11 protein-coding genes are annotated in these 18,924 nt (G+C 72.3%); 1 reads left to right on the forward strand and 10 read right to left on the reverse strand.

Going from position 1 to position 18,924, the window contains the following annotated elements; all coding sequences use genetic code 11:
- Positions 1–38: 38 nt before the first annotated feature.
- From O0S08_RS14705 to O0S08_RS14735, 7 genes are all read right to left on the reverse strand, one after another.
- Positions 39–1,412 (reverse strand): sigma-54-dependent transcriptional regulator, encoded by a 1,374-nt coding sequence (locus O0S08_RS14705; RefSeq protein ID WP_269039763.1) that lies wholly within the window; start codon positions 1,410–1,412, stop codon positions 39–41.
- Positions 1,413–3,224 carry a sensor histidine kinase gene (locus O0S08_RS14710; protein WP_269039764.1) on the reverse strand — a complete coding sequence of 604 codons (1,812 nt, stop codon included), beginning with the start codon at positions 3,222–3,224 and terminating at the stop codon, positions 1,413–1,415.
- 1,155 nt (positions 3,225–4,379) lie between these two features.
- Positions 4,380–7,136 (reverse strand): serine/threonine-protein kinase, encoded by a 2,757-nt coding sequence (locus tag O0S08_RS14715; protein WP_269039765.1) that lies wholly within the window; start codon positions 7,134–7,136, stop codon positions 4,380–4,382.
- Between the two features lie 15 nt (positions 7,137–7,151).
- Complete coding sequence (locus O0S08_RS14720; RefSeq protein ID WP_269039766.1) at positions 7,152–8,090, reverse strand: ADYC domain-containing protein; 939 nt, start codon at positions 8,088–8,090, stop codon at positions 7,152–7,154.
- 524 nt (positions 8,091–8,614) lie between these two features.
- Positions 8,615–9,409, reverse strand: coding sequence for a hypothetical protein (locus O0S08_RS14725; RefSeq protein WP_269039767.1), 795 nt, complete (start codon positions 9,407–9,409; stop codon positions 8,615–8,617).
- Positions 9,410–9,457: 48 nt separating this feature from the next.
- Positions 9,458–10,627 (reverse strand): hypothetical protein, encoded by a 1,170-nt coding sequence (locus O0S08_RS14730; RefSeq protein WP_269039768.1) that lies wholly within the window; start codon positions 10,625–10,627, stop codon positions 9,458–9,460.
- A 468-nt stretch (positions 10,628–11,095) separates the two neighbouring features.
- Positions 11,096–11,449, reverse strand: coding sequence for a hypothetical protein (locus tag O0S08_RS14735; protein ID WP_269039770.1), 354 nt, complete (start codon positions 11,447–11,449; stop codon positions 11,096–11,098).
- Positions 11,450–12,434: 985 nt separating this feature from the next.
- On the opposite strand from O0S08_RS14735, the gene O0S08_RS14740 reads away from it, so the two are divergent.
- Positions 12,435–13,106: a PAS domain-containing protein gene (locus O0S08_RS14740; protein ID WP_269039771.1), complete on the forward strand. Its 672-nt coding sequence runs from the start codon at positions 12,435–12,437 to the stop codon at positions 13,104–13,106.
- Here the strand turns inward: O0S08_RS14740 and O0S08_RS14745 are convergent.
- The 3 genes from O0S08_RS14745 to O0S08_RS14755 all read right to left on the reverse strand — a co-directional run bounded on the left by O0S08_RS14745 (position 13,030) and on the right by O0S08_RS14755 (position 18,754).
- On the reverse strand, positions 13,030–16,299 hold the full coding sequence (locus O0S08_RS14745; RefSeq protein WP_269039772.1) for a hypothetical protein: 3,270 nt from the start codon (positions 16,297–16,299) through the stop codon (positions 13,030–13,032). The genes O0S08_RS14740 and O0S08_RS14745 overlap by 77 nt on opposite strands.
- A 10-nt stretch (positions 16,300–16,309) precedes the next feature.
- Positions 16,310–16,939: a peptidoglycan-binding domain-containing protein gene (locus O0S08_RS14750; RefSeq protein WP_269039773.1), complete on the reverse strand. Its 630-nt coding sequence runs from the start codon at positions 16,937–16,939 to the stop codon at positions 16,310–16,312.
- Between the two features lie 150 nt (positions 16,940–17,089).
- Entirely contained in the window at positions 17,090–18,754 is a 1,665-nt protein-coding gene (locus O0S08_RS14755; protein ID WP_269039774.1) for a glycoside hydrolase 5 family protein, read from the reverse strand.
- Positions 18,755–18,924: the final 170 nt, after the last annotated feature.

Here is an 18,924-nt window from a genome sequence, read left to right on the forward strand (position 1 = left end):
ACATGTCCGAAAGTTTCGGGCATGTCCCCTAAGACATGTCACTCGCCGAGGCCGTAGCGCTTGATCTTGTCGTAGAGGGTGCGCACGCCGATCCCGAGCGCCTCGGCGGTGCGGATCCGGTTGCCCTCGAAGTGGCGCAGCGCGGCCTCGATCGCGTCGCGCTCGAGGTCCTGCAGCGGACGCGGCGGGCCGTCGTAAGCGGGCTCGGCGACGACGGGCAGGGCCGGCACGGGCGCGGGCGCGGGCGCGAAGCCGAGGCCGGGGATCGCCAGCTCGCTCTCGTGCAGGGAGTCGCCGTCGGCCAGGATCGCGGCGCGCTCGAGCGTGTTGGCGAGCTCGCGGACGTTGCCCGACCAGCGGGCGCGGCGGAGCAGGGCCCGCGCCGAGGGGTCGAGCTTGAGCGGCTTGCGCCCGAGGTTGGCGCAGGCCTGGGCGAGCAGGCGCTCGGCGAGCGGCTCGATGTCCTCGCGGCGGTCGCGGAGCGGCGGCAGGACCACCGGGAACACCGCGAGGCGGTGGAACAGGTCCTCGCGGAAGCGGCCGTCGGCGATCATCGCCGGCAGGTCGCGGTTGGTGGCGGCGACCCACCGCACGTCGGCGCGCAGGGTCGGCCCGCCGCCGATCCGCTCGAAGGTCCGCTCCTGCAGCAGGCGCAGCAGCTTGGCCTGCAGCGGCAGCGCCAGCTCGCCGACCTCGTCGAGGAAGAAGGTGCCGCCCTGGGCGACCTCGATGCGGCCGCGGCGACGCGCGTGCGCGCCGGTGAAGGCGCCCTTCTCGTGGCCGAACAGCTCGCTCTCCAGCAGCTGCTCGGCCAGGGCGGCGCAGTTGACGGCCATGAACGGGCCGTTCTTGCGCCGGCTCCACCCGTGGACCGCGCGCGCGGCGATCTCCTTGCCGGTGCCGCTCTCGCCGATCAAGAGGACGGTGGCGTCCGTGACCGCGACCTTGCGCAGCGCCGCGACCACCGGCTGCATCGCCGGCGCGCCGAAGGTCAGCTCGGGCGCGGCGTCGCTGCTGCTCTGGTGGGCCTCCTGGAAGTTGCGCAGGGCCCGGCGCTCGGCCGCGCGGCGGATCAACAGCCGCAGCTCGGCGAGCGAGCCGAGCGGCTTCTGCAGGTAGTCGAAGGCGCCGAGGCGCATGGCCTCGACCGCGGTGTCGACGTCGCCGTGGGCGGTGAGGATGATGACCTCGACGTCCGGCTGGCGCTCGCGCACGCGCCGGAGCAGCGCCATGCCGTCCATGCCGGGCATGCGCAGGTCCGACAGCACGACGTCGAAGCCCTCACGCTCGAGCAGCGCCCACGCGGCCTCGCCGGAGGCCGCCTGCGCGACCTCGTGGTCGTCGTCGGCCAGCGCCTCGGCCACGAACTCGCGGATCCCCGGCTCGTCGTCGACGACCAGCACGTGCGCCATTCAGTCACCCTCTCTTTCGGCCGGCGGCAGCCACACGCGGAACACGGAGCCGCCGCCGGGGCGCTCCTCGACGCTGGCCTTGCCGCCGTGGCGCTCGCACACCCGCGAGACCACGGCGAGCCCCAGGCCGGTGCCCTGGGTGCGGCCGGTGACGAACGGATCGAAGATCCGCGCGCGCAGCTCGGCCGGCACGCCGGGGCCGCGGTCGGCGACGCGGAAGGCGAGGCCGCCGTCCTCGCGGCGGATCGCCAGCTCGACGGTGGCGCCCGGCGGGCTGGCCTGCAGGGCGTTGCGCACGAGGTTGACCAGCGCCTGCTCGACCCGCTGCGCGTCGAGGTACCAGCCCTCGGGCGCGCCGGCGTCGTCGAGCACGACCCGCGCCGGATCGGTGAGCTCGACGGCCCGCCGCGCGATCGCCCGCGGATCGCCGGTCGCGGCCTTGAGCTTGCCGGCGCGCACGAAGTCGAGGAGGCTGGTGGTCAGCGCCTCGAGGCGCACCGCCTCCTCGACGATCCGGCTGGCCTTGGCGCGCCGGCGCTCGTTGTCGGCGAGCTGCTCCTCGAGCAGCTGCGCGTGGCCCTTGAGGCTGGCGAGCGGGTTGCGGATCTCGTGGGCCAGGACCGCCGACATCTCGCCGAGCGCGGCGAGGTGACGCCGCTCGGCGTGGCCGGCCTCGGCGGCCCGGGCCCGCTGCCGCTGCCGGTGCGACAGCCAGGCGGTGACGACCAGCGCGACCGCGACTGCGAGGCCGACCACGAGGTCGCGCAGGGCCTGGCGGAAGAACGCGGTCGCCAGCCGCGGCTCGAACTCGATCACGATCCGCGGCGGCGGGGGGCGACCTGCGGCGTCGGGCGGCGGGGCCTTGCCTTCCATCCCGGGAGGTGGAGGGCGGCCAGCCGCGCCGGGCGGGGGTGCCTTGGCGTCGAACCCCGGCGGCGGGGCCTTGCCGTCCATCCCGGGACGCGGTGCCCTGGGGTCGACACCCGGGGGCCCGTCGCCGTGCCGCGGCGGGGGGCCGATCATCCGCTCGAAGCGGGCGACTGTGCCGTCGCCGGCGAGGTTGTCCTCGATCCACGCCAGCACGCCGCGGTGATCGCCGGGACGCAGCGGGCGCTCGGCGCTCACGCCCGCCTCGACCACCACGCCGTCGTCGGGCCCGAGGATCGCCAGGTAGCGCAGGCCCTCGTCGCGGTCGTCGGCGAGGATCGCCTCGAGGTCGGCGGCGGTGGTCCAGCGCCCGCGCGGGAAGTCGCGCTCGACCAGGCGGTGCAGCACCTCGCTCTCGCCGCGGACCACTGCCTCGCCGATCCGGTAGGCGTTGACGAACGAGGACACCGACGACAGCGCGAGCAAGCCCGCGAGCGCCACGGCGACAGCGAGGAGACCCCACCCGCCTGCCTTGCCGAGATCGGGCATCCGCGGCCGGAGGGTAGCGGATCCGCCGTCCCCGGGCGGCGCGGCGGCTGCTGCGGCAGGATGTTCAATTGCGCGCGCGGCGGCGAGGGCGACCGATTGCGGCCCGGCGGACGCGGTTCGCGTGGCGCCGCTCCACCCGGCGCGGCTGCGGGCGGCGAGATCGGCGAGGGGACGGGCGGAGGAAGAGGCTGCCGGATCGGTCAGGTCGCCCGCCGGGGCGGCGGCCCGCACCGACGCGGCCGCCGGGACGAACTGCAGCGGGGCCGCGGGGGCGCGGCGCGGCGGGGGCGTCCTCGGGGCTGTCTCGGAGGACATGTCGCCGGGGACCTGCGGGCCGCGCGGCGACGAGCGCTGGGCCGGGTCCGTCGCGAGGGCGAGATATGTCTCCGAGGACATTCCCTGAGATTCATGTTCCGCGGGCGGCAGCTGTTTCGCGGTTTCGGAGCGCGGGTTCTGAGCGAGGAGGAGCGCCGAGCTCGCCTCGAGCGCGATGCATGTCTCCAAGGACATGTCCTGAGATCCACGTTCCGCGGGCGGCGGTTGTTTCGCGGCCTCGGAGTGCGGGCCGTGGGCCAGGAGGAGCGCCGAGTCCGTCTCGGGCGCTCGCTCTGTCCCCGAGGACAGGCCCCGAGATTCATGCGTCGCCGGCTCTGCGGCCGCGGAACGCGTGCTGCGGGTGAGGAGGAGCGTCGAGTCCGTCTCGACGGTTCGCTCTGTTCCCGAGGACGGGCCCTGAGATTCGTGCGTCGCCGGCTCTGCGGCGGCGGAACGCGTGCTGCGGGCGAGGAGGAGCGTCGAGTCCATCTCGACCGCTATCTCTGTCTCCGAGGACATGCCCTGAGATTCATGTGTGGCGAGCGGCGAGGGAGGTGCCGCGGCCTCGGAGCGCAGACTGTGGGTGAGGAGGAGCGCCGAGTCGATCGCGGCCGCCCAACGGCCTGTCTCCGAGGGCATGGCCTGCAGGTCGCTTCCGGAGGGCGCCGCGTCGCTCGCGGTCGTCGGATCGGTTCGGCCCTGCGCCGGCGCCGAGCTCCTCGCCACGGTCGCATGGGCGGTCTCGAAGGACAGGCCGGGCCGCTCGCTCGCCGCTGGGGGCGGTGTCGTATCGCTCGCGGTCGTCGATACGGAGGTCTCGAGGCCCTTGTCCGGTCGTTCTTGCGCGCTCCTCGCGGTGGGCACCGGGCCTGACTTGAAGGACAGGCCGGGCCGATCGCCCGGCGCTGGGTCGCTCGCGGCCGCCGGAACGGATGTCTCGATGGACATGTCCTGTCGTTCTTGCGCCGCGCTCCTCGCGGCGGACTCCGGGACTGGCTCGAAGGACAGGAGCGGACGCTCCCACGGCGCTGGGAGCGGTGCCGGGTCGCGGACGGTCTCGGATGTCTCGAAGGGCATGTCCTTTCGTTCATGCGCCGCCGAGCTCCCCGTCCCGGACGTCGGGCATGTCTCGAAGGACATATTACTCGGCCTGAAGGACAGGTCGTACCGCTCGCTCGATCCTGGGGGCGTCGCCGCTCCGGCTGTCGTCATCGCGAAGGACATGGCTCGCTGCCCTCAGGGCCGCGCCCCCGCGAGCGCGGCGAGGCGGGCCGCGCCGCCGGCTCCGGCGCGGCGGTACAGCTCACGGGCCGCGGCGCGCAGTTCCTCGACGCGGCCGGCGGAGGCGTCGGGCGTGCGCTCCAGGGCGTCGGCGAGGGTCGTGCGGGCGCGCGCGAGCAGGAGGTGGGGCGCGCTGGCGAAGTCGTCGGCGGCGCGGGCGGACAGGGTGGCGATCGCGGGCTCGAGCGCGGCGATCGCCTCGGCCGGGCGGTCGAGGGCCAGGAGGGCGCGACCCAGGCCGACCTGCGTGTCGGCGATCCGCACGGCGATCCACGGGCGCTCGCGCAGCGGCGAGGCGCCGGCGATCGCGGCCTGCAGGGGGTCGAGGGCGGCCTCGGGGCGGCCGCGGAGCAGGGCCGCGTAACCGCCGGCGAGGTTCGCCAGCGCGGTCGTCGGCGCCTCGTCCTCGCCGGTGCGCGGGCCCGCCAAGCAGGTCGCCGCCTGCTCCATCGCGGTCGCGGCGGCCTCGGGGCGCTCGAGGTCGTCCTCGGCGTGGCCGAGGGCCAGCCAGCACACCGCGCACACCTCGTACGGCTCGCCGGGGCCGACGAACTGCGGGCACAGCTCGGCGAACACCGCTTGCGCCGCGGCCGGGTCGAGCGTGTGGTCGGCGGCCATGCGCCGCAGCTGGCGCACGTACGGGTGGCGCTCGCCGAGCAGGCCGCCGAGCCCGGCCAGCGCGGTGGCGAAGCCCTCGGCGCGGGCGCCCGGGTCGGCGGTCACGAGCGCGAGGTTGGCGTGGTAGCTCCAGCGCTCGACCGGGTCGGCGTAGTCCGCCGCGTCGCCGGCCGCGACCGCGGCCCGGTAGCTGGCGAGCGCCAGCGCCGGCTCGCCGCGGGCGCCGTGCACCGCCCCGAGGTTGTTGGCCAGCAGGGCCGCGAGGTCGGGGCGATGACCTGTCCTTTCGACCATGGCCTCGGCGACACGTCGCTGCGCGAGCGCGACGTCGGGCTGGCCGAGGCCGACGCCGTCGACCCACATGCGCCGCGCCAGGGCCTCGGCCGCGACCGCGTCGACCCGCGCGGCGAGGCCGATCACGTAGGCGTCGTCGAGGGTGGCGCGCGCGGTGGTGAGGTCGTAGGCCAGCAGCGCGGTGCGACCGGCGGCGAGGGCGGCCTCGGCGACCAGCGGGGCGTAGGCGAGGCGCTCGGCCTCGGCGCGCACGGCCGCGAGCTCGCCGGCGGCCGGCCCGAGCTCGCCCGCGTCGGCCAGCACGCGCGCGCGCGCGAGGCGGGCTCGCTGCTCGTCGACCGCGGCCGCGATGGCCGGATCTCCGGGCGGCGCGACCTCGGCCGCCATCGCCACCGGATCGCCGCACAGCGCCGGCGGCGGCAGCTTGGCGACCACCGCGGTGGCCTCGCGGGCGACCCCCGGCGCGCCGGTGGCGAGGACCTCGGCGGCGCCGGCGAGCGCGGCCCGGCGCTCGGCGAGGCAGCGCATGCCGGCGTCGAGGAGCCGGCTCGACCGCTCGCCGCGCTGGTGCCCGAGGCACACGTCGCGGTGCACCGCGGCCCAGCGCGCGCCGTAGTCGTCGAGCGCGGCGACCACCTTCGGCGCGACGTCGGCCGGCAGCGCGGCGGCGACCGCCTCGCGCTGCGCGGCGCTCCACACCTCGGCGACCCGCGCCTCGCCGGCGTCGCACACCGAGACCGCCGCCGCCGGGCCGAGCAGCCAGCCGAGAGTCATCGCCAGACCGCCGAGCGCCGCGGCGCCGAACCACTTGCGCCGCTGCGCCGCCGGATCGCGGCCGAGCGCGCGCAGCAGCGCGTCCATGTCGGGGTAGCGATCGGCGGGGTCGGTCTTCAGGCCGCGACGCAGCCGCGCCAGCAGCCACGCCGGCACGCGCAGGCCCGGCGGCGGCTCGCTCACGCGGCCGGCGAGGATGTTGTCGGTGAGGCCGAGCAGCGTCTCGCCGGCGAACGGCCGCTGGCCGCACAGCGCCTCGTGCAGCGCCACGCAGAAGCTGAACTGATCGCTGGCGGGCCCGGCCGGCTTGCCGAGGTGCTGCTCGGGGGACATGTACGCCGGCGTGCCCATCACCGCCCCGTGCGCGGTGAGCCGCGCGCCGACCAGGCCGTCGGTGCGCGGGCCGGGCCGCTCGCCGTCGCCGTCGTCGCCGCGCGCGAGGCCGAAGTCGGCCACCCGCGCCCGGCCGTCGCTGCCGATCAGGACGTTGTCCGGCTTGAAGTCGCGGTGCACCACGCCGGCGGCGTGGGCCGCCGCCAGGCCGCGGCCCGCTTGCAGGTACACGTCGAGGAGCTCCCGCCACTTGCGCGGCCGCTCGGCGGCCCACTCGCCGGCGGTGCGGCCCTCGACGTACTCCATGGCGATGAAGAACTGGCCGTCGACCACCCCGACGTCGTGGACCTGGACCACGTTGGGGTGCGACAGGCGGGCCATCGCCTGGGCCTCGCGGAGGAACCGGGTCTCCTTGTAGTCGGGCCCGAGGTCGCGGCGCAGCAGCTTGACCGCGATCCGTCGATCGAGCTCCGGGTCGAACGCGGCGTGCACGACCCCCATGCCGCCGGCGCCCAGCTCTCGCAGCAGGACGAAGCGGCCGATCCGCCCGCGCACCGTCGGATCGGTGGTCGGATTGAGGACCTCGCGCGCGCCGGGGACGATCGCTCGTTCGCCGCTGACCGCGGTCTCGGCGAGGTCGAGCCCGGGGGCGAGGGTCCGGGCGGACAACGAGGTGGTGCGATCGAGGGTCACGCGCGCCTCCGCAGATCAGGGCAGCATGGTCCGCCATTCGATGCCCGGGCCGAACGAGCCGTCGCCGCTGCACGCGGGCACCGAGCAATGAATGCTGGCAGGATCGGCGTAGCGCGGATCGTCGAGGCAGAGCGCGCCGGTCGGGCCCCACTTGGCCTCGAGCGAGTTCTCGGCGACGCCCGGGGTGACGCTGCCGCTGGCGTTGCGCCACGCGACCGGGGTGCCGTCGACGGTGTAGGGGGTGCCGTCGCCGCAGTAATCGGCGGTGACCATGCGCAGGGTCGCCTTGCGCTGGTCGAGGTCGGCGTGGCGGGCGCCGCTCGGCGCGTAGTCCATCATCTTCATCTTGTAGGCGCCCTCGGCGACGCAGGCGATCGTGAACCACCGGCCCTGCCCCGGGTTGATCGCGTTGGTCACGCGATCGTAGGTCTCGCCGTAGATCAGCGTCACCATGTCCTTCTTGTCGTCGCTGGTGTTGGGACAGACGGGCTGGGTGACGTTGTCCTGGTCGTTGTACTGCATGCGATAGACGCTGACCATGGCGCCGCCGGCGGACCACGACGGGACCTGAGAATCGAAGCCGACGATCCGCAGCTGGACCGGGCCGGTCGGGGTCATGAGGCTCAAGACCTTGCCGACCAGCTGCGGGCCGGTGTACGTGATCTGCCCGTTGTTCATGTTGCGGGCGATCAGCTCGTCGCGGCCCAGGTTCATGTCGGGCTTGTAGTGGTTGCCGTTGGCCGGGTTGAAGATGTCGACGAAGGTGACGCCGCTGGCGTTGGCGACGCCGTCGAGGTTCAGCTCGGTGATCAGGGCGTCGTTCACGGTCGGCGAGTTGAGCGAGCAGCCGATGCAGCCGCCGCCGCCGCCCGGACGCAGCGACACCAGCTCCTCTCCCGCGAAGTCGACGGGGTCGTCGCAGCCGGCGAGGCCGGCGAGGGCGAGCGCGAACACGGGAAGCCACGAGCGCAGACGGGACGAGACGGGGACCATCGACGAGTTCTCCATGGTGACGCGGGCCCCCTCGCAAGCGCCGGGCTCGGCCGGGGCGGTCGGGAAAAGTCGTGCGTCGGCGAGGACATGGCCGGCGGCGCGGCGGCGAGCGCCGGGCCCCGGCAGAGCCCGCCGGCAGCCCTGGCGGCGGTTTCTGCCGGCCACCGGCAGAACCCGCCGCCTGGCCGCGAGGTCGCGAATGTGGACACCGGGCGGGGGCAGCGGCCGCGGACGTCCGCGAAAGTGGTGAGAGGGTGACCGCGCACGAACCTCGACCGCAATGGACGATCTCTGGCCGGTCGTGGGCAGCACCTCGGCATGGTCGCAGGCCGGCCGTGTGCATTCAAGCCGCCGCGCCGGGCGCCGGCGGGGCAGAAAAAATGCGCTCATGGTCGCGGGACCAGTCGCGCGAATGTTCGCTCGAGAGAATGATCGGCGAGCGCGTCGCGCGATTGCTGCCATTCGCCGATTGCCGAGCGGATCCTTCAATCCGCGGGTGGGCGCAGCCAGGTGTCCTCGTTGGGGAAGCGGCCGAACATCGACAGGCGGTGCACCGGTCGATCGGCGGCGACGGCCCCGGACGCGATGGCGGCCGGCGACACGAACCTCTTCGCCGACACGCCGCTGGTCTCGCCCGTGCAGCCGCCTCCGTTCGCGCCCCCGCTCACGGGCGGCAGGCCGTCGCCGAACACCGTGTCGCGGTAGGTGACGCGCGCCAGGCCCTGGAAGTACAGCCGATGGTCGAACTGCGCCGTCGAGTACAGCCGCCCGTCGTGCACGTGCACGGTCGGGAAGTACAGCCATTCGGGGTAGCGCGACGGGAACTCGAACGCCATCGGGTGGACGTCCTGCGCGCCCGGCTGGAACTGAAACACGACGAAGCCCCAGTCGGCGTACTGGGGCAGCTTGTGCCACAGGCTGTCGGACAGGCGGAAGCGCGGATCGAGGCGGACGAAGTCGGCGCGCGTCGGCACGAACGAGGCCTCGAAGGAGCCGACGCGGTGCACCTGCAAGCGCTCGGCGGACAGCGTGAAGAGCACGGCGGGCCGGGGCTGGGGCTCCGGGAAGCCGCGCATCAGCTCGTCGAACAGCGCGGGCACCGTGGACAGGTCGCGGAAGACGACCCCGTCCTCCAGCGAGCCGGGCACGAGCGGGATCGGCAAGATCATCGCCGAGCGCTCCTCCGCGTGGAGGCGCATCGCGTAGACGAGGAGCTGCCTGCCGCCCACGTGTCGCGCGAACAGCCGGGTCCGTTGCAGCTCGACCTGCCGGGGACTCACGATGATACACATCATTTCACCCGTAACACGGCGCCGATGCGGGGGCAATCACCAGAACTTCCACCACGGCTTTCGCGGCGGCGCTTCCGTCTCGAGCTCGCGCAGCGAGCCCACCAGAGCGTCGATGTCGGCGCGCAGCTCGTCGACGGGGACGTGGTCCTCGCTGGCGCAGGCGATCATCAGCGCCGTGCCGTCCGCCAGCGTCCGCCAGCGGTACACGGTGTGGCGCGGAGTATCGGTGGTGTAGCGCAGCAGCGTCTCCACCCGGTCGCCCGGGTACAGGATCGTCTCGAGCTGCACCGCGGTCGCGCCGGGGGGCGTGGTCTGGCGGACGGCCGCGTCGCCGAGCTGCATCAGCTCCGCAGTCGTCGCGACCCGCATGCCCCGCATGCGCACCAGCGACAGCAAGCGCAGGCCGTCGGTGCCCGAGAACGAGAGGCGGCTGAGCTGCAGCCCGTACTCCGAGGCGCCGACGACCGGGGCGTAGCGCGCGGGTGGGGTCAACGCGAGGCCGAGCGCGTCGATCTCGAGGGAGCGCGGTCGCGCCGGCGGCTCGGACATGACGACCACGGCGCCCGTGTCGAGGAGCTCGCGCAGGGCCGCGCGCGCCCGGGTGACCGGGTGCCCGGGGAAGTCGGCGTCGTGCGCCGGGTCGTCGATGTGGCGCTGATCGAGCCGGCGCATCATCGCCTGGAGGTCCTCGTCGCCGCGAGCGGCCAGCGCCTTGTTCGTCAGCACCGACTCGCGCAGGCCGGTTCCACGGGCCGTCTCGACGACGATCAGCTCGAGCATGCGGCCGTCGAGCGGGACGAGCAGGTGACCCATCACGGTCTCGTGGCCCGGCTCGTAGCAGAGCCGGTGGAGCACGGTGACGCCGTGGCCGGCGCCCAGGCGCACGCGGCCGGTCTCGATCACCGGCGACCAGCTCGCGTCGGCGGTCCGCGGCTCCTTCGGCGCGGGCGCGCCGTCCCGTGGCATCATGGCAAAGAAGCGCTCGAACAGGGCGCGCGCGTCCCGTTCGACGTCCTGCCGCCACGCGTCCTCGTGCGCGGGATCGAGGTCGAGCGCCAGATCGTGGAGCACGACCCGCATGCCGAACCCGCCCTCGGGATCGACGAGCGTCGCGTCCCGCTCGCCGTTCTGCGGGACGTGATACCGGTCCGGGTAGTCGAAGTGCACGCCGAGGGAGCCGCTGTGGAGCGCTTCCAGAATGGTCATTGTCGAAAAACGTACCACGGGCGTCGTCGTCCGGGAGCGCGGAGCAGGCGATGAGCGGCGGAACATTGCTGCTGCGGGCGCTCACGTCGTTCGTCCGCGGGCTCGTCGTTCATCGCCGGGTCGCGGCGCGAGAGGTCCGGTTCCGCTGATTCCGGGGTCGGTCGGCCGCCCGGGCGACCTCGGCGATCCGCACGTCGAGGCTCGGTGCCTTGCTCGTTTGCGCTGCGACAGTTCGAGCTGGAAACAGAGGACGCAAGGACGGTTCGAGTCGAGCTCACCGACAATATTGTCGCCTCGAAACCTTGGCGCTTCATCGGCGGCGACAATACGATACGCTCGTCACCGTCACCGACCCGTTCGTCGACGTGAACGTCGGTGGTATCGGGAATGGAGCGCTCATCCCGCCGGGAGTGAAAAGCTGGACGTCGAGCTCCAAGTGAGCCCCGAGTGTCGCAGTGCGCCGCAGAGTCATCGTGGCGTCGGCGGGTTCGCGGGACGTGCCGACCCGCGTCGCGACCAGCGACCGAGCGCGAGGCCGGCCAGTAGCCCGACGACCAGCAGGCCGTCGCCTGGCTCGCGGGCCGCAGAACAGCCGCGCTCCTGCGAGCACACGTACGGGGCCAGGTCGGCGGCCGAGATCTGGGTCATCTCGCCGACGTCGGCGACGTCGTAGACGCAGGTCTCGCCGCCGGGGAGGGCGCAGAACGACTCGGCGGGGCAGGTCGTCAAGATCTTCTGCGGCGCTCCCTCGCCGCACTTCGCGCCAGCGCTCTCGAGGACTTGGATGACGGTGTTGGGGTGTCGGGTCAGGATCTCGGGCATGGCCGTCGAACCATGGCCCGGGCGCCCCCCGCCGCAAGCGAACGACCGCGGCGGCGACGGCGAGGCTTCCTCTTCGAACATGTCATCATGGATATGTTTTTAAAGACATGTCCATGAGGACATGTTCACGAACTACGCGCAGCGATGCCCGGCCTGGGCGAGGGCCCCGCCGCGTCGCGGGTGAATCATGCGACGCGCCCGGTCCGTGGATCGCGCTCTCGAGGGGCCCGCGAGGGCGCGCTCGCCTGCGGTGAGCACGACAGTCGCACGGGACGCCTGCGTGACGTCGGGGTCGCGTCGCGGTGTGCGCACGCAGGAAGTCCGAGGCTGTGGGCCCGCATCGCTGTCCCGGGGCACGCCGCTGTGCGTGCGAGACGTCGGGCAGCACGCCGCGGCCGGCCGCTGCGAGCATTGAGGTCGGCCGCTGCAGGAACCACGGGGACGTGCGAATCGAGCAGATCGAGCGGGTCTTGCGCGTCATCGCCGAGGCGCGTGAATGCGAGCCGTCGGCGCGCCGGAAGCCCTCGTCCGTGGGCTGTTGTGGAGGGTCGGTGGCCGCTTCGCCGCCGTCCTGATGTCAGCGACTTCGGCGCCGGCGGCCTCGCCGGCCGGGTGACATCATCCGCGACGGGCACGACGATTCGCTCGCGCGGCGGTTCTCGGTCTCTCGATCGCAGCGCGTCGGCATCAACCCGGTGCTGACCCGGAAGATGGAGACTCACCCGTCAGCGCCGGCGCGCGTGCGAGTGGCGGCGCGCCGGTCCGCGCCGACGACCCCGTCGGCGTCCGCGAACTGCCATGGCGACGACGCCGGCAATCATTGCAGTTGACGGCCACGCGCGGCGGTTCGTAGGACCCGCGTACTCGTAGTCCTAAGATTCGCCCCGAAGCTCGTCTCCTATCAACACTGCCATGACAAATCACGTCCCAAAATCGACACCTCGCCGCGGGCGCCGACGGGGTCGGTGGCGTACCCTGAGTCCCCATGGCGAACCGTTCGGCGGAAGAGCTTGAGCGCGCGCTCGCGGTCTTGCAGGCGGCGGCGGACGCCTTGCCGTACAGCATGTTCTGGAAGGACGCGTCGCTGCGCTACTACGGCTGCAACGCGCTGTTCGCCGCCATGGCCGAGCTGTCCTCGCCGGCGGAGATCCGCGGGCGCGACGACTTCGACATGCCGTGGCCGCGGGCGCAGTCGGAGAAGTTCCGCGCCGACGACCTCGAGGTGCTCGCCACCGGGGTCGCCAAGCTCGGCATCCTCGAGGTGCTGCGCGTCGACGGCGAGGACCGGTGGGTCGAGACGGGCAAGGCGCCGCTGCGCGACCGCTCGGGCGCGCTGCTCGGGGTGGTCGGGTGGTTCCACGACGTCACCGCCCGCAAGCTGGCCGACGAGGAGACCGCCCGCGTCCATCAGGAGGCCCTGCAAGAGCTCGCCACGCCGCTCCTGCCGGTGGCCGACGGGGTCGTGGTGATGCCGCTCGTCGGCGTCATCGACGCCCATCGCGGCACCCAGGCGACGGAGACCCTGCTGGCCGGAGTCGCCGAGCACCGCGCCCACACGGCCATCCTCGACGTCACCGGGGTCAGCTCCAGGCCTCGTCGTGCTGCATGTCCCACAGCTCCACGGCCGCCTTGCATCCGTCGCAGATCTTGCCGGTGATGCTCGAGGCGCACCGGACACACAGCTTCGCGTGGTGGTACTTGCAGCTCGACGAGCACGAGTAGCGCGCGCGGACCGGCGAGTGCCCGCACATGCGGCAGGAGTCCCTGGACCACTCGTCGACGTCGGGGTCCGAGAGCGAGTGCAGGCCGGACGGTAGCTGGACCGACTTTTGCGGCGGTTCGTCGTCGCTCTTCTCGACCTTCTCACCCTCCTTCTCGGGCTTGTCCTCCGACTCCGGGGGCGGAAGGAGTGGGCCGGGTCTCCAGTCGTAGTGGCGCTCCGCGCTCCCGTGGGCGACCTCCAGGTCGCCCTTGGCCCCGAGGGCGAAGCACGGCGAGTCCAGGAGCGTGAAGCAGGTCGGCCCCTGCGAGAGCGCGCCGAACAGGCGCGGTCCCAGGCCGCTCAGGCGGCAGACCTTCCGCTGCCTGGCCATGTGGGCCTTCACCTCCGAGATCTCGTCGGACGAGAGCCGCGACAGGTGGGCCTTGAGCGACGAGGTGTCCTCGATCGCCTTCCCCTTGTACCGATAATCACCGTAGATGTTCGCGCTGAAATCGCACAGGCCGATGGACAGGCCGACCTCGCTGCGGCTGTCCACGCCCCTCTCGATGGGCGTGCGCTTGTCCATGTCGTGGGTCAGCACCAGCCGGACGTCGTCGGGGTCGCTCACGTCGACGCCGAAGCAATCGCTGCCGCAGACGACGGCGCTGAGCACGTCGTACAGGTGCGAGCCGCGGGCGAGGAACAGGGTCTCGCAGCGGCCCTGGATCGACTTCGGGTAGAGGTTGTCCTTCCGGTACTTGTTCATCTCCCACACGCTCGGGTGGATCGACACGATCGAGCGCAGCGGGGGGCATGTCTGCAGATCGGGGAACAGCTCGGCGATCACGTCCTTGACCGGGACGGTCGGCGGCGCGTCCACGTGCCAGAACAGGATGACGTCGGGGCTGCCCTCGTCGAGGGTGAACGTCACGCCGCCGGCGCAGCTGCTGATCCCGGAGGTGATCGCGTGCGTGAGCGGGAGCTCGTCCTCCTCGAACAGGATCTGGTACCAGCCGGGGGTCGGCGTGGCATCGTAGTCGAAGTCGCCCACGCCATCGAGGGAGGCCACGGGGTCGCGCCGGATCGACCACTCCCGCAGCACGACGCCCCCCTCGGCGATCTTTCGCTTGCGCTCCTCCTGCTCCTCTCGCAGCGGCGCGATCGACTCCTCGATCTCCTGGATCTTCTCCTCGTACCGCTGCCGCGCCTCGTGGCAGTCCAGGAGGGCCTGCTCGAGCCGCTGCGAGGCCCGCTCGAGCTTCGCTCGCTGACCCTCGATCGTGATTGCGTAGGCGTCCGCGGTCTTCGTGTCTCCCGCAGTGCGCAGCTGCATCTCCAGGGTCTCCAGCTCGTGCAGGTAGGTGGCCTCTTTTTCGACGGACTTCTGGCGCTCGCGGATGGCGTTCTCACATTTGCCGACGGTGGTGCTCTCGCTGCTGGCGGCGGCCCGCGCCTCGGCGATCTGCTTGCCGAGGGCCTCCAGGCGCTCCGTGTCCTCGCGGAGCTGTTCGGCGAGGTCCATCGCGCCTTTGCGCAACACGTAGAGCGCGCGCCCCTGTGAATGATAGTAGAGCGAGTGCGCGTAGTAGCCGCCCGTCTTGCACGAGCGCTTGAGCACGATCATGCTGGCCCAGGACGTCATGGCGAAGAAGCGGCCGTCCTCGCGCTCCACGATCGCGTTCGTCGCGTGGTTGCTGTAGGCGGTCTGGTTCTCGCCGAGGCCCCGCATCGCCAGGGAGAGGAGGGTCTGCTCCTCCTTCGACATCGTCATGCTCGCGTCGGTCTCCTCCGTGCGCGGCTCGACCGTCGCGCCCTCGACCTGGACGAGGCTCTTGAGGCGGTCGCCCATGAGGATGAGCCGCTCGCTCGCGTAGGCCTCCACGATGTCGACGTCCCAGGCGCAGGGGATCTGGAAGTACGTCCAGCTCGCAGACAGGAGATCGGGCTGGTCGCTCTCGCCGCAGGGCGCCACGACGAGCTGGTAGGGGGAGTGTTCCCACGAGAGCTCGGCCCACTGCTCGACCGACAGCACGTCCGTCGCGGCGAGGAGCGGCGGGTCGCCGTCCGTGTAGGTGTCCGGCGGGGCGAAGTCGCGGGCCTTGCGGAGCTCTTCGATCTGCGCGAGCGAGAGCCGCGCCTGGACCCGCGGGACCGAGTCCTTGCGCCCGTAGACCTGAAAGCACACGTGGGACCGCTTCGAGCCCTTGACGCTGAACAGCACCTGCATGGCCGCGAGATCGAGGCGCTGGACGACGCGCCCCGACTCGCGCGCGAGCGGGCACAGGAACTCCGGACGGAAGGCCTCCTCGGCGCCGAGGGCCGGGCACGCGCTGGAGAGGATCGCGGCCTTCTCCTTGCGATTCACCAGATGGATCTGCCCGGCGATCCGGGCGACGTCGATGTGGACTGCGCTGGAGAAGGCGGACCAGAAGCTCTTCTTCGGCCGCTCCCGGGCCAGTTGCTTGGTGACGTGGAACTGCGCGTGACAGATCGGCGGGCCGTAGAGCTCCAGCGCGTCGTGGTGCAGCCAGTAGGGCCAGGGCGTCCGCACGAGCTCCGCGCCGGGGTCGTGCGTGACCGACGGGGCGAGGGTGCCGCGAGCAGCGACGGGCACCAGCGGATCGTAGTGGTTGTGGCATTTCCGGCCGGACACCAGTTCGACGGCCGGCTGGAACGCGGCGGGGCAGACGAGCTTCAGCGCGTGATTCGGCCCCACGACGGACGACGTGTGCAGATTCGTCTTGCCCGGCAGGCCGTAGACCTCGATCGCCACGCCGTACAGGTGCTCGAGGGCGTGGACACACAGGGTGTCCGCCCACGTCTTGTCGGCGGCCATGACCTCGAGGTACCGGTCGATCAGCTTGGTGCGCTCGATCTCGCTGTCGGGCGCGTCGACGTCGCTCACGCCGAGGATGTGGACCACGATGAGATCGTGATCGTCCATCGCCTCGAGCTTCCGCTTGATCCACTTGACGACCTTGGCGCGGAGCTTGGCGGCGTCGTCGTCGTCGCCCGTGAGCAGCCCGAGCCGCTCGAGCAGGAAGCCCACCGCGTGAAACAGACAGTTTCCGTCGTGCTCGGCGCGGAGGTGCAGATACTCCTGATCGAGCGAGACGCGGCCGATGATGCCTTGGACGAGGAAGGGCACGGCGCTCCGATCAGCACCCGTGGAGGGCGCGCAGCTGGTCCCGGGTCTCCGGATCGGCCTGTCCCGTCGGCGGGAGGCCGTGATGCGCCTGGAACGCGAGCAGGGCCTCGCGCAGGGCCGACGCGCTGTCGCCGGCCGCTTCCGCCAGGTAGTCGAGGTTGACGAGGCGAGCGCGCACGCCGCTCGGCGTGTCCGGCGGATCGAGCCGCCGCAGGAGGAGCCGGTGCTGCTCGGGGCGGCCGTCCGGATCCAGCACCAGGGTGGCCTCCTTCGCGGTGGGCGACAGGTAGTGCACGATCCACCCGTCGGCGTCCGTCTCGCCGGTGAGCTCGGTGCCGTCGACGCTCAGCCGGTACGCGAGCCCCGCGCGCGGCTCGCCGTCGTCCAGGAGGCGGAGCCGCAGCAGCTCGGGGACGCCGCGCCGGCGGAACCGGTGGCGCGCGTCCGTGGCCACGCTCACCTCCTTGGGCCGAGGATCGGGGACGTGCACCACGTCCCCCGCGAGGAGGATGTGCGGGCTCGTCCGCTTGCTCCGGAGCGGAGCGTTGCGCTCGTGCTGCCAGAGCGTCTGATAGAAGAAGCCGTGCTCGTGAGCGATGCTGGCGAGGCACTCTCCGGGTGCTACGACGCGGTCCTTCATCGGAGACCTCCGACGCTCACACAAACCCGCACCCTTCGCAAGCGCCATGCAGGCGCGCTCTCGGGCAGAGGGAGCGCGCGGGCGGGCGTGACGCTCGCCCGTGCGCGCGAATCGATGGACATGTCCTTTGGGACATGGCCCATGGTGTCCTCACTGCTCGACGAGGATCACGGGCGAGGCGGTGAGGTCGAGGCCGAGGAGGCCGCCTTCGGGGGCGACCGGGGTCGAGGTGCCGGTCTGGCTGGAGTCCCACGCGTGCAGGGCGAAGCTCCGGTCGGTCGGCAGGTCGAAGTGGGCCTGCGCCGATTCGTCGGTGCCGAGAGCGTAGGCCCACGCGACGATCGCCTGGCGGTCATCGGGCAGGCGGAACGCGTAGGCGCGCACGTCGGTGGGGGCGCCGAGCGCCGCGGTCGCGGGCGGGTCGGCGCGCGAGTCGGCCAGCAAGGAGTTGAGCGTCCTGGCGGCGACGCCGGTGACCGAGGGCTTCGCGTCCTCCTTGGCCCCGAGGTCCTTGATGTCCTGATAGAGGCCCATCTCGCCGAACGGCTCGCCGGGGTCGCCGTCGCTGAGGATGAACCAGTCGGCGCCGACGAACTTCTCGGCCTGGGCGCGCGCGAACACCTTGATGTAGAAGTTGCGGGCGTACTCGACGCCGCCGGGCTGGCCGTTGAGGGCGGCCTTCGGCGCGCCGACCTCGGTGACGTTGTAGGGCCGCTCGGGCACGCCGTAGGCCGCCATCTTGGCGGCGAAGGCGTCGCGCGAGGCGAAGAAGCCGTCGGCGCCGGCGTCGGAATTGCCGGGGGTCCACAGCGGGTAATAATGGTAGTTGAGGATGTCGAAGTAGGCGGCGCCGGTCTCGGGGAAGTCGGCCGTCGCTGCGCCGCCGTCGGGGTTGTCGGTGTAGCGCAGCAGGGCGTCGAGGAAGTTGGGGTAGCCGATCCCGCCGAGGGCGATCTTGGCGTCGGGGTCGGCCAGGAGCGCCGCCTCCTTGCTGACCCGCAGCATCCGCACGTAGTCGAAGATCGAGCCGCCGAAGCGCACGAGCTGCTCCTTGGTCGGCGGATCGGTGTCCCACGTCTCGGTGTAATTCCAGTCGGCGACCCAGTCGGGCTCGTTCCAGATCTCCCACATATCGACGTGGTCCTTGTACGTGCTGACGGTCTTGTACACGTACTCGGCCCAGTAGTTGTCGGGGTTGATCGCGCCGTTCACGACCGCCGGCTCGTACAGGTTCTTCGGGATCCAGTGGGGCAGCTCCCAGTCCGGAGTGCCGTTCGGCGCGGTCGAGTGCTCGGGGATCGGCGAGGTCAGGAAGGCGATGTGATGATCGAGGCCCATGTCGGCGTAGGCGGCGATGTCCGCGACCTCGATCTCGTAGCCCCAGGTGACGAGGTGCCGCTCGGGCAGCGACACGCGGATGCTGTTGCAGCCGACCTGTCCCGCGAGCCAGGCGCCGTCCGGGTCGTTGAATTTCGGGTTGCGCACGCCGATGTTGATGCCGCGGCGAAACGGACCGCCGAGCTCGTTCGGGTCGGGCGGGTCGCCGGTGGTGCCGTCGGTGGTGGTGACCGGCGGGGTGGTGTCGCTCGACTCGCTGGTGCCGTCGGTCCCGGTCGGCGTCGTCGGCGTCGTCGGCCCACCCGTGGTCGGCGGATCGTCGGTGGTGGTGCCCGGCGTGTTGCCGGTCGACGGCGCGCTGCTCATCGTCCCCGCCGAGCCGGTGCCGTCGGTCGCCTCGGTGTCGTCGCCGCCCCCGCCGTTGCACGCAAGAATGCAAGCCACCGGCGCCCCCCAAAGCCATGCTGTACGTCGCATGCGGCCGATCCAAACACAAAACGCCGGCGCTGTCGCCCGTGGTCGCCCGCGTGGCGATCGTCGATCTACCCGCGCCAGGGGCCGGAGAGAGCGTCGCTCGGCAATTCCCTCAGCGCGCCGGCGCAAGCCCGAGCGGATGCCGACGCTGCGGGTGCGGACCGCGAGGTCAT

Origin of the sequence: Nannocystis punicea (assembly GCF_026965555.1) — a bacterium.
GTDB classification, from domain to species: Bacteria; Myxococcota_A; Polyangia; order Nannocystales; family Nannocystaceae; genus Nannocystis; species Nannocystis punicea.

What these genes read in the sequence shown, in the direction of transcription:
- O0S08_RS14705 (WP_269039763.1), bottom strand. Translation starts at nt 1,412, where the DNA reads ATGGCGCACGTGCTGGTCGTCGACGACGAGCCGGGGATCCGCGAGTTC.
- O0S08_RS14710 (WP_269039764.1), bottom strand. Translation starts at nt 3,224, where the DNA reads ATGTCCTCGGAGACATATCTCGCCCTCGCGACGGACCCGGCCCAGCGC.
- O0S08_RS14730 (WP_269039768.1), bottom strand. Translation starts at nt 10,627, where the DNA reads ATGACCATTCTGGAAGCGCTCCACAGCGGCTCCCTCGGCGTGCACTTC.
- O0S08_RS14735 (WP_269039770.1), bottom strand. Translation starts at nt 11,449, where the DNA reads ATGCCCGAGATCCTGACCCGACACCCCAACACCGTCATCCAAGTCCTC.
- O0S08_RS14740 (WP_269039771.1), top strand. Translation starts at nt 12,435, where the DNA reads ATGGCGAACCGTTCGGCGGAAGAGCTTGAGCGCGCGCTCGCGGTCTTG.
- O0S08_RS14750 (WP_269039773.1), bottom strand. Translation starts at nt 16,939, where the DNA reads ATGAAGGACCGCGTCGTAGCACCCGGAGAGTGCCTCGCCAGCATCGCT.
- O0S08_RS14755 (WP_269039774.1), bottom strand. Translation starts at nt 18,754, where the DNA reads ATGCGACGTACAGCATGGCTTTGGGGGGCGCCGGTGGCTTGCATTCTT.